Below are 14,420 nucleotides of genomic sequence, written 5' to 3' on the forward strand. Positions count from 1 at the left end.
CGTGCGAGAGCAGCAACAACCTCCGGAATCCTGCCATGACACTAAGTCTCGACACCGAAGAACGCGTTTCTTCAGCACTGGATGAATTGTGGCCAGCGGAAAAGACGGAAATTCTCGACTGGCTCATCACCGGCACCAAGGACGAACGCTTTATCGACGAGATATTCGTCGAGCTCTGCAGCAGGCTGCGGGCGAGCGGAATTTCCGTGGCGCGGGGCGTGCTCGCTTTCCGCATTCGCCATCCGCAATGGCTTGGCGCGCGCATCCTGTGGAAAGCCGGCCTGTCCTCCGCCGAGATCGCCACCTATGGCTATGGGTCTGAAAATACGCCCGAATATCTCAACAGCCCCATCAACGACATTCATCAGGGCGCCACCGAAGTTCGCCACCGGCTGAACGGAGAGGAGATCGATGAACCCGGCTATACGATCTACGAAGATCTGCGGGCCGAAGGGCTGACGGATTATTGCGCCTGGCCGATCGAACACACCTTTGGCAAGCGCCATGTCGCCACATTCTCCAGTGACCGGCCCGGCGGTTTTTCCGACAGTGAAATCCTCGCCTTGAAAAACCTGCTACCGGCGCTCGCGCTGGTCAGCGAAATACGCCTGAAAAACCGCATGACGCGCACCCTGCTGGAGACCTATGTAGGGCCGCATGCGGGTGAAAAGATCCTCAATGGCGCAACGACACGCGGCAGCGGCATGACGGTGGGCGCGGCGATCCTGATCTGCGACCTGCGCAATTTCACCCATATTTCCGACCTCTGGCCGCGCGACGATGTCATCGAGCTTCTGAACGGTTATTTCGACGCCATGTGCGATCCCATCGAGGAATTCGGCGGCGAAATCCTGAAATTCATGGGCGACGGGCTGCTGGCGATTTTCCCGCTCAGCGATCCCAAGGCCTGCGAAAACCTGTTGAAAGCCATCGCCAGCGCGCAGAAGAGCCTCGTTGCGCTCAATGAAATCAATCGCCGGAAGGGCCACGATTCCCTGGGTTACGGCATCGGCGTGCATGTCGGTGATGTCATGTACGGCAATATCGGTTCGAAAACCCGCCTCGATTTCACCGTCATCGGCCCCGCCGTCAACATCGCCTCGCGGCTGGAAACACTGACCAAGGAGACCGGGCGCAACGTGCTTTTCTCCGAAGAATTCGTCCGCATGGCGGGACATCAGGAAAAGCTCGAAAATCTCGGCCCATGGCTGCTGCGCGGACTGGAAACCCCGGTCGAGGTTTACGCGCTTCCGCCAGAGACGAACATAATCTCCGACTGAACGGGTCGCCTTCACCCACCTTGCTCCACCCCGCACGGCTCCTTCTGACGGAGGTGACGCTTTGTTGCGGGCGCCTTTTCGGCGATGCCGTTTCCGCTGTTCCGTCCCCTCTCAAAACGCTTGACACATCTGCGATGTCGATCTAGCAAAATAGAACATATATTCCATATCGAAACATTGCTTGCATTCATATTCTGTCTTTCCGGGAGTGAGGGACGGGTGTGAGAAACCGGAGGAAAGATGGTTACGAAATTGGCACTGCTCGGCGCTGGACGGATCGGCAAGGTCCACGCCAAGGCGATCACCACCGACAGCCGTGCGCAGCTGGTGGCCGTTGTGGACGCCATGGCCGGTGCTGCGGAAGCAATCGCCCGCGAAGCGCAGTGCAAGGTCAGCACGATCGATGAGGTTCTGGCCGACAAGACGATCGATGCCGTCATCATCTGCACGCCGACCAACACCCATGCCGACCTGATCGAGCGTTTCGCCCGGGCCGGCAAGGCGATCTTCTGCGAAAAGCCCGTCGATCTCGATGTTGCCCGCGCGGAAGCCTGCGCGAAGGTGGTTGAGGAAACCGGTGCAAAGGTGATGCTCGGTTTCAACCGCCGTTTCGACCCGCATTTCCAGGCCGTTCACAAGGCCATCGAAGATGGCCGCATCGGCAAGGTGGAAATGGTGACCATCACCAGCCGCGACCCCGGCCCGCCGCCGGCCGAATATATCAAGGTCTCCGGCGGTATCTTCCGCGACATGACCATTCATGATTTCGATATGGCCCGCTTCCTGCTCGGCGAGGAAGTGGAAAGCGTGTTTGCAACCGGTTCGGTTCTCGTCAATCCGGAGATCGGTGCGCTGGGTGATTTCGACAGCGCCAGCATCATCCTGACGACGAAAAGCGGCAGGCAGGCGGTCATTTCGAACTCTCGCCGCGCGACCTATGGTTACGACCAGCGCATCGAAGTGCATGGCTCGCTCGGTTCGGCAGCGGCCGAAAACCAGCGCCCGGTTTCCATCGAAATCGCCAATGCGGAAGGTTACACCCGCCCGCCGCTGCATGACTTCTTCATGACGCGTTATACGGCGGCCTATGCCGCGGAAATCACCGCCTTCATTGACAGCATCGAAAACAATGTCGCGCCCTCGCCTTCCATCAAGGACGGGCTGGTCGCGCTGAAGCTGGCCGACGCCGCGCTGAAATCCACCGCCTCGAAGGCGGCCGTAAAGATCGGCTGAAGCCACAATCGGGACGCTGTGCGTCTTGCTGAACCCTCTGTCCGCCGCACAATTGTTGACGGCGGACAGCCGTGCCTGGCCCAAGGCCTTCGGCAGCAGGCCCACATCATCCAAGCTCCACGTCAACCTGCAGCGCGTCGCACCTCTCAGATCTCACAATAGGCTGGCGCACCCACCGCCCTCATTCCTGTGCTCGTCACAGGAACCAGCCGACGCGCGTCTGCGCGGCGGGAGGACCGCTTTCAGTCCAAGGACTTGGACTGGCTGGATCCCTGTGACAAGCACAGGGATGAGGGGGAGAGCATCGCAAAATTACATTCCAACAATTGACCTTTGAGAAGGCAGCTTCCGGACTTGCATGGCAGCTATTCGGAAAATAAGGTTGTCTGACAAGGTACGGCCATAACATATGGCTGTTACCCACCTCATTCACCCCGAATACTCTTTTGCCGGCGGCAGTCGGATAGCGGTTTTTTCATGCCATCACCCAGGACCGGCTTTGTTTATGCGCTTGTCGCTTTCACGATCTTTGCGGCGCAGGATGGCATTTCGAAGCATCTGGGCAGCGCCTATCCGCCGGTCTTCGTGGCCATGCTGCGATACTGGGCATTTGCCGTTTTTGTTCTGCTGATGGCTGCAAAATCCTCCGGCGGCATCAGGGGCGCCGTCATGGCCAACCGTCCCTGGCTGCAAATCGGCCGCGGTGTGCTTCTTGCCGTGCAGATCGTTTTTTCCATCTTCTCCTTCGCCGTCGTCGGGCTGGCGCACAGCCACTCCATCCTCGCCTCCGCGCCGCTGATCGTTGCGGCATTGTCCATGCCGTTGCTGGGAGAACATGTGGGCTGGCGACGCTGGTGCGCCATTTTTGTCGGCTTCATCGGCGTTCTAGTCATCCTCAAGCCGGATGGCGAAGGCTTCGACAACAAGCTGATCATCACCTTCGTGGCCGCCTTCATGCTGGCGCTCTACAGTGTCCTGACCCGCCTCGGCAGCAAGAGCGATTCAGCGATGACCAGCTTCTTCTATACCGGCGTGGCCGGTGCGGCGGCGCTGACGCTGGTCGGCCCGTTTTATTGGGTCAACCTTGCCCCGCAGGATTGGGGATGGATGCTGGCGCTCTGCATTACCGGCATGAGCGGCCATTATTGCCTGATAAAGGCGTTCGAACTGGCGGATGCCGCCTCGGTGCAACCCTTTTCCTATTACCAGCTGGTGCTCGTCTCCATCATCGGCGTCACCATCTATGGTGAAGTGGTGACGTCCAATATGGTGATCGGTGCGGCGATCGTCATTGCCGCCGGCCTTTTCACCATCTGGCGGGAACATGTGGTTGCCAGGAGGAACCGCCGCCAAGCCTGAGCCTCACGCCCGGCGAGATCAATCAGACGAGAGCCGCCTCACAACGCAGAAGCATCCCAAACAGATCACGCGGCTCATCCGGATCGGCCAGCAGATCAAGCTCCGTATAAAGGCCCGTGGATGGCAGTTTCGCGCGCACGTAACGCAAAGCCGAAAAATCTTCGGTCGCGAAACCAACGCTGTCGAACAGCGTGATCTGCCTGTCGCTTGCCCGTCCCTCCCTAGCGCCGGCAATGACCTGCCAGAGCTCGGTAACGGGATAATCCGCCGGCAATTGCTGGATTTCACCTTCAATGCGCGTCTGCGGTGGATATTCCACGAAAATATCCGATCGCAAGAGGATGTCCCGATGCAATTCCGTCTTGCCGGGGCAATCGCCGCCGACGGCGTTGATGTGAATGCCGGGCCCGACCATGTTGTCGGTCAGGATCGTCGCATATTGCTTGTCAGCGGTAACTGTTGTGATGACGTCAGCCCCTTCGACCGCTTCCTGCGCGCTCTCGCAGATCTTGATGGCAAAACCCTGCCCGGCGAGATTACGGGCGCATTTTTCACTGGCGGACCGGTCGATATCGAAAAGACGCAACGTGTCGATGCCGAGAATGGCCTTGAAGGCGCGCGCCTGGAATTCGCTCTGCGCGCCATTGCCGATGATGGCCATGGAGCGGGAATTTTTGCGGGCGAGATATTTCGCCGCGACGGCTGATGTTGCGGCGGTGCGCAGCGCCGTCAGGATCGTCATCTCGGTCAGGAGCAGCGGATAACCATTGCCGACATCGGAAAGCACGCCGAAGGCCGTCACGGTCTGGCGGCCTTCTCTCATGTTCTTCGGATGGCCGTTGACATATTTGAAGCCGTAAAGCGTGCCATCGCTGGTCGGCATCAGTTCGATGACACCTTCCTTCGAATGCGAGGCGATGCGCGGCGTCTTGTCGAAGCTTTCCCAGCGGCGGAAATCCTCTTCCACCACATCGGCAAGCTCGCGCAGGAAGGTATCGATACCCACGCGCAGCACGAGTTTCATCATCTGATCGACGCTGACGAAGGGCACGATATTGAGTTTCGGTATCACGGTCATCACATCATCCCTTTCAGCCGGCCCGTGTCGGGCGGTCCATGACCCGCTTGCCCAGCAGGCTGGCGGCAAGATCGACCATCAGGGTCGCGGTTCTGCCGCGCTCGTCGAGAAACGGGTTGAGTTCCACGAGATCAAGGCTGCAGACCAGCCCGCTATCATGCAGCATTTCCATGACGAGATGCGCCTCGCGGAACGTCGCGCCACCCGGAACCGTGGTGCCGACGGCCGGCGCGATGGACGGCTCAAGAAAATCGACATCGAGACTGACATGCAAAAGACCGTTTGCCGCCTGAACCCGCGCCAAAAATTGACGCAGGAGAACGGCAACGCCATGTTCGTCTATCGAACGCATGTCGTGAACGGTGATGCCGCTCTCTTCCAGTGCGGCCCTTTCGGCCGGATCAACGCTGCGGATGCCGATCATGCCGATATTGTCTTCAGGAACCGCATGGGAAAGCGGCGGGAAATAACCGTCAAACCCCTTGCGCCCGCTGAAATAGGCAACCGGGGTGCCGTGCAGATTGCCGCTGCGCGTCGTCTCCAGCGTGTGGTAATCGGTATGGGCATCAAGCCAGAGCACAAAAAACGGCCGGCCGGTCTCGGCCACCCGGCGCGCCATGCCGGCGACCGTCCCCGCAGAAATCGCATGATCGCCGCCGAGGAAGATCGGCACAGCGCCGGCGCTTTCACGATAGGCAGCCTCCGTCAGCGCCTCCGTCCAGGCCACGGTTTCAGCCAGATGATGCACCGCCGGGTTGGGATGGCAAAATTCTCGCAACGGCGCGGGCGTCACATTGCCGGTATCGACGACCCGATGCCCCAGTTCTTCGAGAGCGTGTGCCAGCCCTGCGACGCGATAGGCGCTGGGGCCCATCTCGCATCCCAATTGCCCGGCCCCGATCTGCAGCGGCGCACCGATCAACCTGATTTCCATTCCCGTCCTCGCTTTCCTGCCAACACGCCCAGTTCAACACAATGACCTGGCGAAATGAACATCAAATATTGGCAATATTATCGAAATAAGCTATCGATCTGCTAAAATTAATTTATCAAACTGGTCATCATGGATAATCTCGACGAACGGCTCATCACCCTTTTGCGGCATAATGGCAGGCGCAGCATTTCTGATCTCGCAATCGAGACGGAAACCTCGCGCGCGACGGTGCGCTCGCGCATCGAAAGAATGGAGAACGACGGCACCATCATCGGTTACACCGTCATTCTACGCGCCGACGCGGTGGAGGCGGCGATCCGCGGCATCATGATGATCGAGATTGAAGGCCATGTGACTGATCGTGTCATCCGCACCCTTGGCGGTTTTCCGGAAATATCCGAAATCCACAGCACCAACGGCCGCTGGGACCTGATCGTGGAACTCAACGCCGCCACACTCAGCGATTTCGACGCGGTGCTCCGCCGCATCCGCCTGGTGCCCGGCATCACCGGCAGCGAGACCAGCCTCCTGCTCTCCACCCCGCGCTCCACCCGCGCACGGCTCTGACCCCTGAGACGAAACGCAAAACAGGGATAAAACGCATTTTTCGATTTTTTCGACTTGCGCCCCGCAATAAATCATCTATATGACGACCCACCAAAGCGAACGCGGCAACGTGCTTCAGGCTTTTGGGGAATAGTTCAATGGTAGAACGACGGACTCTGACTCCGTTAATCTTGGTTCGAATCCAGGTTCCCCAGCCACTTTCCCTGTTATAATTCAATAAGTTAGCTGCATGTCGCCAGTGCCGGGAATACCCCCACACTGCACCCCCACAAGGGCGCTTTGGCGATGTCAAATTTCCTCCGGCGCGAAGCCGATTCCTTCTTCTTCCGGCGGCGCGTCCCCGTCCCTCTCCAAGCCCGCCTCGGTCAATCGGAAATATACAGGTCTTTAAAGACCACCGTGCGAAGAGTTGCACGGCAGCGAGCAGCGAGCCTGTATCTTGCGACAGAGAGGCTTTTCGAGATGTTGAGTGATGACCCGCAAATCCTATCCGACGCCGACGTCCGCGCTGCCGTCCGGTACTGGCTGGATCGGGAAGAATGGCAAAACATGATCGGGAAATACATCCAGAGAAACTCCCCGGCCAACCTCAAGAACTACGGAGGGCAATTCCCGGACCTCTTTCCGGACTTACTTGGAGATGAAAGAGTCCCGGCCTGGGAGAAGCTCAGACGGGAAGCAGTATGGGCGCTCGAACACGCTGGCTATGACGGCTACCATGCGAGCGAAGAAGAGCAGACACGGACCGAGGAAGAACTCAAGAAGCAGATCCGGGAGCACGTCGACCGACGCATGCAAGAACTTTTCGGGGAGACGACATCCGTGGTCGACCTGCCCGTCGCAACCAGCGCTGCTGAGCCGCCAAGTAACATGGCTAAGCTGTCCAGCTTCCTCCCTGCATGGCAGAAGGACATCATTGCAGGCTACAACCATAACAAGGCTCTTAAGGACGCGGACCAGTACCTTAAAACCGTGGAGATGTTCATCGGCCTCATGGGTGACCTCCCAGTGGGGAAGATCACGTTCGAGACGGCCGGGGAGTTCCGGGAACTAATTCTTCAGATGCCGGCCACACATGGGAAAGGCGGGGCGGCTTCCCCCAAGAAAGAACTCGTCCGGGCCCGTGCCGACAAGACCTTGCCGCGCGTCACCATGAAGACCGCCAAGCGGCACTTCTCCGGCATGAACTCGGTCTGGAAATGGCTCATCTTCAAGAAGCATGTTCCGGCCAGTCTTCAACCGTTTTCCGGACACGCATTCCCCGGAACCAAATCTAAGAAGTCCGCCCGAGACGACTGGTCGCGGGAAGACCTACAACGCCTCTTCACATCTCGTGACTATCGCGATGCGCCGGATTCGAGCGCACTACACTGGTTGCCCCTGATCTCCCTCCATTCCGGCATGAGACTAGAGGAGATATGCCGCCTGCGTCCAGGCATCGACATCACCATCAAAGACGGCCTTCCCTGCTTCGAAATCACGCCTCGTGACGGATGGGACCCGAAGACCGAGGCTGGCACCCGTCTGATTCCCATACATTCATGGCTGATCCGACACGGCTTCATGGATTTCGTAAAGGCCCAGCGTTCCAGACGTGCCGAACACCTTTTCTCGCCCGAACTCCCGTACGGCAAGAGCATTAGTCAGGGATTCAGCCGCGAATTCTCGAGACTCAAAATCGATTTAGGCGTCGGTAGGAAAACTACGTTTCATTCATTCCGGCACACGTTCAGAACCGTCCTGGAATCGACCGACCTGAAGGAATCACATATCGACGCCGTCATGGGCCATGAAGGCGGAGGTAGCGAAGGACGCACATACACCAAGCGCGTCAGCACCGCGAAGCTCAGGCAGGTAGTCGAAGCTTTCGAGCCACCTCTTGATCTTGCCTTCCTCAGATCGGCGTCAACCGATGTTCCGCCGCCCTTGCCAAAGATCATGGTAAAGAAAAGGAAGCTCGTACCACCGGTTCTCGATGAAAACGGCAGGATCGTGCGGCGGCGGAAGGCCTAGCTTCTACGCCGCCCAAAGGAATGTCTCGCCGGAGGCAGTCGGCCCCGGTTCCCGCAATTCGCGGCGCTACGCTGAACCTCCTGCGGCTGCCTTCTTCCCGGTCTCGTCATGCGCGAATTCCCGCCGTGACCCGTGCCGGGTCGCTATGCTCACGGCTCCGATATGCTCGTCGTCTCTTGGTCCTCGCGGAGGCTCTGCCTCCTGGCGCGCCTCCGGTTTGCCCGCCACCTGGTCGGCATGATCCGACTGATCTAGTCCGGGGATCGGCACAGGGTGCGGCCTTCGGCCTCTTTCACCCTTTGTCTCCCCCGGATGCGGAAGGATATCTTCGCTCCGGTCCGTCAAAGGTTCGCTTCGCGCCGTCCTCGCCATGCTCGGCCTGTGGCCTGCGCGTGTCTCTGGGCGGCCCCTTGACCGCCCTCCCGCTTTGAATGCCGCAGCCGGGACTCAGACGTTAGATCTCTGTTGGTCCTCTCGGCGCCTTCACCTGGGCCCATCCTTCTGATTCTGCTATAAAATTGTTATAAAACAAAGATTTATGGAGATTTTCATGGAGACGAAAACCACGACGATCAAGGGCCTGGCGGTAGACCTCATCATCACCGAAACGACGCACCGTGACACGCGCGGCATTTTATTCTACCTTGCAACTATCGCCGTCCGCTCACACAGGACAGGCGTCGAGAAGATCGCGCGTCGGTCCCGCATCCCCGGAGCCGTGAACAGTCTCGCCTGCGATGTCCGGCGGATGGGAATCCGCGCCTTCGACAGGCTGATCGACTGATTTTCTACCATTGCGTGAAATATTTTTCTAATAGGATTCGAGAATCGTCCAGAAGGATTCGAGAATCGACGGCAAGGATTCACGTCTCTTCGAATCCTTGCGGGAACTCCCGTGTCAAGGATTCGAGGCCTTGACCGACCGGGCGCGACGACGTCGCATCCGATGCTAGTGAAATGAAATTCCACGACTTTTCTCCCGTCATCTGGTTCCCTTCATCCGTCATCAACGGAAGGAGCCACACGGCCATGACAACAAAAACAGTCGCTATCAAGGAGGTCATCAAGGCCTTCGACACGTTCAGGGAGGCATACGACCAATACGTGCATACGGTAGACACCGCGTTGCCGAGCGAGATCGAGGACGATGTGCTGCGAGAGCGGATCGCTGCGCTCGTCATCGGGTCCGGTGAGGTGGGGATCTACCTGCGAGACTACGGCTACACCGTCGATAGCCTGCGGTCGCTGGTACGTCAGTAGCGGTAAGCCGGCTCCCGGCGGCATGTGCCGCCCGGAGCCATTCCAGAGACCAACGGGAGACACCGATATGCAGACACCCGATTGGCGGGCAACGACGAAGACATGCGCGAACACGTGGCCCGGTGCGAATGGAGTGTGGAAGTCGTGCGGGGAACCGCTTCTCGAATGGCGGCAACTCCACCCCGAGACGGGCGTAATCATGATGACGTGCTGGCACTGCCGGGAGTGCGGTAACGATTCATTCAGGGCGCAGCCCGCGGTCGGCAGCCCCCTCGCCCTGGCCCGCGCAGCGGCCCTTCAAATCAAACCATAGCAAAGACAGGAGCATGACATGAACATGATCGCACTTTCACGCGGCGCGACCTATCCGCTTCCCATCCGGGCGGCGGAAGGGGCATCCGCCAACTTTCTTACAGACAGTGGTAACCTACTTCAGATCGGCATGCCGAACATCAAGAGGTCTGAAGCTCGATCAATCAGGAATGATCCAATGAAGGCCGGGATCCTCGTAGACGGATCTCTCATCCTCTGGGTCTTCCAGTTCGGCACGCTCATCTTCGATGCTCCATTCGATGCCCGTATCATCTCTCCCGAGGTGCGATGGCTGCCAGACATTGAGAACGAACAGCAGCGGCTGGCCATCGAGGTCCATCTGGTGGACACCGCAACGAACATTGTTCGTGGCCTGCGTCATGTCACGCTGTCACCGGCTCTGACGCGCCGCTTCTTGATCGGCGTACAGGAGCAACTCGCCGATGCGCGTTCGATCGCGCCCTACGTGACGCGATGGAACGCGATGCCGATCACCCGCCTTCCGGCGTTGGCACAGGTTGAGAGGTGCGGAGCTTGAGGCCCGCATCGTTCACCCTTCAGACCTCAGCGGCGACAGGAATAACCATATGCTGAAGATCGAAATGAGCGTGGAAGAGCCGTGGTTCAAAGACCCCGGTGTCGCCGACATATTCGGCGGTAGGGCTGATGTCGGGTCGGTCGAAGGAACAAGCATTGTCATTCGAATAGACGACGGGATTCTTGATCTCGTGGAACTCACGGTCGCTCGCTTCAATGGTCGTGACGAGTGGGTGTGGGACACTCCGGATGCCTACGGATGGACCGGAGACATCGACGCTGCGAAAGCGGCAGCGATGAAGCGAGGGTGGCACGAAGCGATGCTTCGCCTTCGCCAGGAGATGGCAACGGAGGTGGTTGAGCCGCTGGACAGGATCGCAAAGACCGCGGCTACCGCCGTCAGGAACGAAAGAAGTAGAAGGCAATGAAACAGATAACTGGCACCGCGTCTTTCGCGACGTGGAAAATGCTGTCGCCGGTCATTCAGATGGCCGGGAGATTCGGCTTTGAAATAGAGCCGTGCTTGAGCTGGGAAGACTACGGAGAACGCTTCCGTACCGCGAACGACAAAGATGCGGGCTACATGGTCAAATCGGCACGTGAGGCCTTCAATGGTCTCTCGACTGACGAGCGTCCGGTGCTCGCAGCAATGTTACATGCCGCCGATTTCTCTTGGCTTGCGGACGAGCTTTCCGGATCGCAGACATGGACACGTCTCGACCGGACATACGGCGATCACGCCGCCGCCGTAGCCTTGGCGATTATGCGTCCTTGATCGCTAGGCTACGGGCTACGGCCCGCGATTTCGGAAACCGGGGCCGTCAGGCCCCGGTTTCATGACTGACCCTGGCTCGGGCGAGTCCGTCGTAGAAAGACACAACGGCATGGGCCAGAGCCTCGACGTCGGTCGAGGCTGGTGCGCGGTCGCTCGATAGGAGTTCAATGTACGCGGCATCGAGTGCGTCGAGTTGCTGCCGCTGGTTTGCCGTCAGGTGACAGAGGAACGTCCCGGCATCCGCGTTAAGTTCCTGTTCCATCGCCTTCTCCTCCTAGCGCCTACCGGGGTGCGGCCCGGCGTCCTCTTCATGCGCGGCATCCACTCCTGGAGCCGCCGTCTCTGACTCCAGTTCATGGCTGCGCTCGACGCGAGCGGCGACAATGGCGCGCTGCACCAGTTCCGCAGGTCCTGCGCCGAGTCCAAGCAGTCGGAGCTGGATGCGGTCGTCGGAGGCAATCTGACGGCGCAGCCAGTCGTGACAGAGGGACGGCAGCCGCTGCTCAAGAGCAACACGAGCGGACTCACGGCGGCGAGGAGACGGCGAGTCGAGTTCGCGGACGAGCCGCCGCCATGATTTAAGAGCCGGCCGCAAACGCGGCGCTGGCTTCTCCGACACCGCGTTTTCGGCTCCGGGCTCTGGCTCAAGACCACGCTCGCGAGCCCATGCGTCACGTCCAAGTGCATATCCCGGTGGAGGATCGTACCGCGACCGATGTCGCGGGCGAGCGATGACTTCGAACGCCGGTTCGGTCGGCTGCATGAGAGCGAGCGCAGCAGACAGCAGCGCGAGCAGTTGGAGCAGCGTCTTCGCTGCCGGGTCAGCTCGGCGCTCGCGGCGCCGCGCGAGATCGCGCCGCCATTCGTCCGCGCACGTCCGACGTCGCCGCTGCCCCTCCGCTGCTGTCGAACCTTTGCTCATGCCGCCGCCTCCAATCTCTCCATGAAGCATGCGTGCCGGCTAGAATCGACGCAAACGCACGCGGGCGTCGCGACGCCCGGAGGAGGAACTCGACGGCAATTTCGGATGGGTTAGGACACGGCGACGTCGCCCGGACGCGCTTAGAAGGCCACTTCCGGCGTCCCCATTTTTGGATTCGGGCGATTTCGGGAGATTTTCGGCCTCCGGGCACCCCGGAGCCGGAGCCGTCGAGGGCGGCATCTACCGCCGTCCAGGCGTCGGCTTCATGCTCGGGCCGAGTGCAAGCGACGGCTCCGGAGGGCGAAGGCGAGTCACCTCGCGCCTCAAAGTGTCGCGCTGCGCTTCCGTTTCGGCGAGCGCGGCATCAAGCGATGATGCCCGTTCCACGGCCTTCTGGCGAGCCGCGTCGGCCTTCGCCGCCTGTTCGAGCGCGGACGAAGCGCGCTCGCGCAGCGCGCTCATGTCGGACTCAAGAGCGGCACGAATCCTGTCGGCAACCTTGGAATGCCGCCAGCCGTCGAAGACGGTCCTCAAGATCGACGGTAGCCGCTGGAGGCGAGCCGCTGCTGCCGTGACGCGGGCGGCTTCCTCGCGGGCGCGGGACATCATGGAGCGCGCCTTCTGTTGCTCGGCCATGGCCTTCTCATACGCGGCCTTGGCGGCATCCGTGACCGTCTTCGCCTCCGCCAGGCGTCGGGCCGCATCGGCCTTCACGGCGTCGGCTTTCGCACGTAGCGCGGCGGCTTCCATCTCTGCCGTCGAGACCAGAGACTCGACTTCCGCTTTTTTCGCGCCGATATGCGTCTTGATTTTTTCCTTCAAGGCAGCGGCGCGATCGAGGGACGCACGCAGCGCGCGGGCCTGTGTCTGCTCTGCTTGCCATTCCATCCGCGTCAGACGGCGGCGCTGGGGGCCAAGGCGTGTCAGTCCGCAGGGCACGCCGACGGTCTCGTGGTACGAGTCCTGCCATAACCTCATCGCCGCTCTATATACCTTGTCGCCGCGCTTGTTCAGCGACTTTGTGTCTTCGCCGTCAAAGGGACCGGCTGCCATCACGGCGGCCTTCGCGCACTGACCGGGATGCAGTGCATTCGCACGCATGGCCGGATCGTCCGGCAGTACATAAGCGTGTAAATGGTAGTGGGACTCGTCTTCGTGACGCACAACGCTCTTCAGCGCGTCACCGTATTGCGACCGAAGCCATCCAACCGTCCGTATTTCCCACTCCTCGGCTTCGCGACGCTTTTCCGGATCGGCGCGGACCTCTTCCATCGAATGCGGATGCGAGGCGACCACCGTCATGAGGGTGTGCTGGGACTTCTGAACTTTCCGGGGCTTGCCGCCCTTCGGCGTCGTCGTAGCGGCTTCGGCAGCGGCATCGTGCATCCGTTCCACCTCGTCCAGGCCGGTGCCGAAAACGACGACAGGCGGTGATGGGTTCAGAACGTGAAGGGACGCGCTCGGATCGCGTCGGGCTTCGCCGAACACGAAGCCCGTGGAACGCCCCTTGCTATCGCCTTTGCGGCTGTACGCCGAGAGGTGGATGAACTGGAAACCCATGGAGAACTCACTGTACGTCAGCGTACTCGAAGTCGATGCCGAACGAGAATGCTGCGACAAGCTGAACGCAGGCAAGGAAGGCATCGTCGCTCATATGCTCATGACCGCCGTTCTTCTCGGTCCTGTCTTGAGAGAAAGCCGCATACCGTTCCGGGTCCTCCCATACGACGGCGTACCACGAAGATGGCAGCCGGATGACCTTGAGCCTCGCATGAAACTCTGGACCTTCGCTGGTAACGAGTATCTGACGTTCGTATTCCTGCATGTGATCCTCCCGATGAATGCTGGTGGAAGAATCTTCAACGCCGGCGGAGCCTGAAACAATGGTCTTTAGTGACCGACTAATGACTTTCCCTTTGGTCAAGTCGTCGGCTCTCCGAGGGCGCCCGCGCGGCACCTGGCAGGGGCCTCGTCGCCGTCCGGCAGGACGACGAGACATAACGTGGTTCACGTCATGTCGTGGTGACGACGGTCACCCGACGTCGCGCCGCTCACCGCTTCCGAAACTCCGAACACAAGATCTATGTCCTGAGTTTGTCATTCCGGTTTCTCGTGCGGCAGTCTGCAATCAACTAGATTCTCTAACTATA

The 14,420-nt window shown here is 59.9% G+C and carries 16 protein-coding genes and 1 tRNA gene; 12 read left to right on the forward strand and 5 right to left on the reverse strand.

What is annotated here, in order from left to right; translation table 11 throughout:
• The first annotated feature begins 35 nt into the window (after nucleotides 1–35).
• The 3 genes from AC5I5B_RS25405 (at nucleotide 36) to AC5I5B_RS25415 (ending at nucleotide 3,872) form a co-directional block, all read left to right on the forward strand.
• Complete coding sequence (locus AC5I5B_RS25405; RefSeq protein WP_003508438.1) at nucleotides 36–1,280, forward strand: adenylate/guanylate cyclase domain-containing protein; 1,245 nt, start codon at nucleotides 36–38, stop codon at nucleotides 1,278–1,280.
• A 240-nt stretch (nucleotides 1,281–1,520) separates the two neighbouring features.
• The gene (gene iolG, locus AC5I5B_RS25410; RefSeq protein ID WP_026363582.1) at nucleotides 1,521–2,513 is read left to right on the forward strand and encodes an inositol 2-dehydrogenase; all 993 of its coding nucleotides are present in this window, start codon (nucleotides 1,521–1,523) and stop codon (nucleotides 2,511–2,513) included.
• 477 nt (nucleotides 2,514–2,990) lie between these two features.
• Complete coding sequence (locus AC5I5B_RS25415; RefSeq protein WP_111834827.1) at nucleotides 2,991–3,872, forward strand: DMT family transporter; 882 nt, start codon at nucleotides 2,991–2,993, stop codon at nucleotides 3,870–3,872.
• A gap of 22 nt (nucleotides 3,873–3,894) precedes the next feature.
• Here AC5I5B_RS25415 and ocd read toward each other — a convergent pair whose 3' ends face one another.
• Complete coding sequence (gene ocd, locus AC5I5B_RS25420) at nucleotides 3,895–4,950, reverse strand: ornithine cyclodeaminase (protein ID WP_111834826.1); 1,056 nt, start codon at nucleotides 4,948–4,950, stop codon at nucleotides 3,895–3,897.
• 13 nt (nucleotides 4,951–4,963) lie between these two features.
• Nucleotides 4,964–5,884: an arginase gene (gene rocF, locus AC5I5B_RS25425; protein ID WP_111834825.1), complete on the reverse strand. Its 921-nt coding sequence runs from the start codon at nucleotides 5,882–5,884 to the stop codon at nucleotides 4,964–4,966.
• Nucleotides 5,885–6,013: 129 nt separating this feature from the next.
• On the opposite strand from rocF, the gene AC5I5B_RS25430 reads away from it, so the two are divergent.
• From AC5I5B_RS25430 to AC5I5B_RS25465, 8 genes are all read left to right on the forward strand, one after another.
• Complete coding sequence (locus AC5I5B_RS25430; RefSeq protein ID WP_003508428.1) at nucleotides 6,014–6,451, forward strand: Lrp/AsnC family transcriptional regulator; 438 nt, start codon at nucleotides 6,014–6,016, stop codon at nucleotides 6,449–6,451.
• Between the two features lie 123 nt (nucleotides 6,452–6,574).
• Nucleotides 6,575–6,648, forward strand: a tRNA-Gln gene (locus AC5I5B_RS25435).
• 88 nt (nucleotides 6,649–6,736) lie between these two features.
• Nucleotides 6,737–8,464: a DUF6538 domain-containing protein gene (locus AC5I5B_RS25440; protein ID WP_495752910.1), complete on the forward strand. Its 1,728-nt coding sequence runs from the start codon at nucleotides 6,737–6,739 to the stop codon at nucleotides 8,462–8,464.
• 550 nt (nucleotides 8,465–9,014) lie between these two features.
• Nucleotides 9,015–9,248 (forward strand): hypothetical protein, encoded by a 234-nt coding sequence (locus tag AC5I5B_RS25445; protein ID WP_495752911.1) that lies wholly within the window; start codon nucleotides 9,015–9,017, stop codon nucleotides 9,246–9,248.
• Between the two features lie 245 nt (nucleotides 9,249–9,493).
• The gene (locus AC5I5B_RS25450; RefSeq protein ID WP_495752912.1) at nucleotides 9,494–9,724 is read left to right on the forward strand and encodes a hypothetical protein; all 231 of its coding nucleotides are present in this window, start codon (nucleotides 9,494–9,496) and stop codon (nucleotides 9,722–9,724) included.
• A 331-nt stretch (nucleotides 9,725–10,055) separates the two neighbouring features.
• Nucleotides 10,056–10,574 carry a hypothetical protein gene (locus AC5I5B_RS25455; RefSeq protein ID WP_495752913.1) on the forward strand — a complete coding sequence of 173 codons (519 nt, stop codon included), beginning with the start codon at nucleotides 10,056–10,058 and terminating at the stop codon, nucleotides 10,572–10,574.
• 49 nt (nucleotides 10,575–10,623) lie between these two features.
• Nucleotides 10,624–11,001 (forward strand): hypothetical protein, encoded by a 378-nt coding sequence (locus tag AC5I5B_RS25460; protein WP_495752914.1) that lies wholly within the window; start codon nucleotides 10,624–10,626, stop codon nucleotides 10,999–11,001.
• A complete protein-coding gene (locus AC5I5B_RS25465) occupies nucleotides 10,998–11,348 on the forward strand; it encodes a hypothetical protein (RefSeq protein WP_495752915.1) in 351 nt (116 codons plus the stop codon). Before AC5I5B_RS25460 ends, AC5I5B_RS25465 begins: the two co-directional genes overlap by 4 nt.
• Nucleotides 11,349–11,394: 46 nt before the next feature.
• On the opposite strand, the gene AC5I5B_RS25470 is transcribed toward AC5I5B_RS25465, so the two are convergent.
• Nucleotides 11,395–11,610: a hypothetical protein gene (locus AC5I5B_RS25470; RefSeq protein ID WP_495752916.1), complete on the reverse strand. Its 216-nt coding sequence runs from the start codon at nucleotides 11,608–11,610 to the stop codon at nucleotides 11,395–11,397.
• Between the two features lie 93 nt (nucleotides 11,611–11,703).
• Here AC5I5B_RS25470 and AC5I5B_RS25475 point away from each other — a divergent pair, with 93 nt between their 5' ends.
• Complete coding sequence (locus AC5I5B_RS25475; RefSeq protein WP_495752917.1) at nucleotides 11,704–11,925, forward strand: hypothetical protein; 222 nt, start codon at nucleotides 11,704–11,706, stop codon at nucleotides 11,923–11,925.
• A gap of 585 nt (nucleotides 11,926–12,510) precedes the next feature.
• Here AC5I5B_RS25475 and AC5I5B_RS25480 read toward each other — a convergent pair.
• Both AC5I5B_RS25480 and AC5I5B_RS25485 read right to left on the reverse strand, forming a co-directional pair.
• Nucleotides 12,511–13,830 (reverse strand): plasmid recombination protein, encoded by a 1,320-nt coding sequence (locus AC5I5B_RS25480; RefSeq protein WP_495752918.1) that lies wholly within the window; start codon nucleotides 13,828–13,830, stop codon nucleotides 12,511–12,513.
• 7 nt (nucleotides 13,831–13,837) lie between these two features.
• On the reverse strand, nucleotides 13,838–14,194 hold the full coding sequence (locus AC5I5B_RS25485; RefSeq protein WP_495752919.1) for a hypothetical protein: 357 nt from the start codon (nucleotides 14,192–14,194) through the stop codon (nucleotides 13,838–13,840).
• Nucleotides 14,195–14,420: the final 226 nt, after the last annotated feature.

Source organism: Agrobacterium sp. (assembly GCF_059499945.1).

What these genes read in the sequence shown, in the direction of transcription:
- AC5I5B_RS25405 (WP_003508438.1), top strand. Translation starts at nt 36, where the DNA reads ATGACACTAAGTCTCGACACCGAAGAACGCGTTTCTTCAGCACTGGAT.
- iolG (WP_026363582.1), top strand. Translation starts at nt 1,521, where the DNA reads ATGGTTACGAAATTGGCACTGCTCGGCGCTGGACGGATCGGCAAGGTC.
- AC5I5B_RS25415 (WP_111834827.1), top strand. Translation starts at nt 2,991, where the DNA reads ATGCCATCACCCAGGACCGGCTTTGTTTATGCGCTTGTCGCTTTCACG.
- ocd (WP_111834826.1), bottom strand. Translation starts at nt 4,950, where the DNA reads ATGACCGTGATACCGAAACTCAATATCGTGCCCTTCGTCAGCGTCGAT.
- rocF (WP_111834825.1), bottom strand. Translation starts at nt 5,884, where the DNA reads ATGGAAATCAGGTTGATCGGTGCGCCGCTGCAGATCGGGGCCGGGCAA.
- AC5I5B_RS25430 (WP_003508428.1), top strand. Translation starts at nt 6,014, where the DNA reads ATGGATAATCTCGACGAACGGCTCATCACCCTTTTGCGGCATAATGGC.
- AC5I5B_RS25440 (WP_495752910.1), top strand. Translation starts at nt 6,737, where the DNA reads ATGTCAAATTTCCTCCGGCGCGAAGCCGATTCCTTCTTCTTCCGGCGG.
- AC5I5B_RS25445 (WP_495752911.1), top strand. Translation starts at nt 9,015, where the DNA reads ATGGAGACGAAAACCACGACGATCAAGGGCCTGGCGGTAGACCTCATC.
- AC5I5B_RS25450 (WP_495752912.1), top strand. Translation starts at nt 9,494, where the DNA reads ATGACAACAAAAACAGTCGCTATCAAGGAGGTCATCAAGGCCTTCGAC.
- AC5I5B_RS25455 (WP_495752913.1), top strand. Translation starts at nt 10,056, where the DNA reads ATGAACATGATCGCACTTTCACGCGGCGCGACCTATCCGCTTCCCATC.
- AC5I5B_RS25460 (WP_495752914.1), top strand. Translation starts at nt 10,624, where the DNA reads ATGCTGAAGATCGAAATGAGCGTGGAAGAGCCGTGGTTCAAAGACCCC.
- AC5I5B_RS25465 (WP_495752915.1), top strand. Translation starts at nt 10,998, where the DNA reads ATGAAACAGATAACTGGCACCGCGTCTTTCGCGACGTGGAAAATGCTG.
- AC5I5B_RS25470 (WP_495752916.1), bottom strand. Translation starts at nt 11,610, where the DNA reads ATGGAACAGGAACTTAACGCGGATGCCGGGACGTTCCTCTGTCACCTG.
- AC5I5B_RS25475 (WP_495752917.1), top strand. Translation starts at nt 11,704, where the DNA reads ATGGCTGCGCTCGACGCGAGCGGCGACAATGGCGCGCTGCACCAGTTC.
- AC5I5B_RS25480 (WP_495752918.1), bottom strand. Translation starts at nt 13,830, where the DNA reads ATGGGTTTCCAGTTCATCCACCTCTCGGCGTACAGCCGCAAAGGCGAT.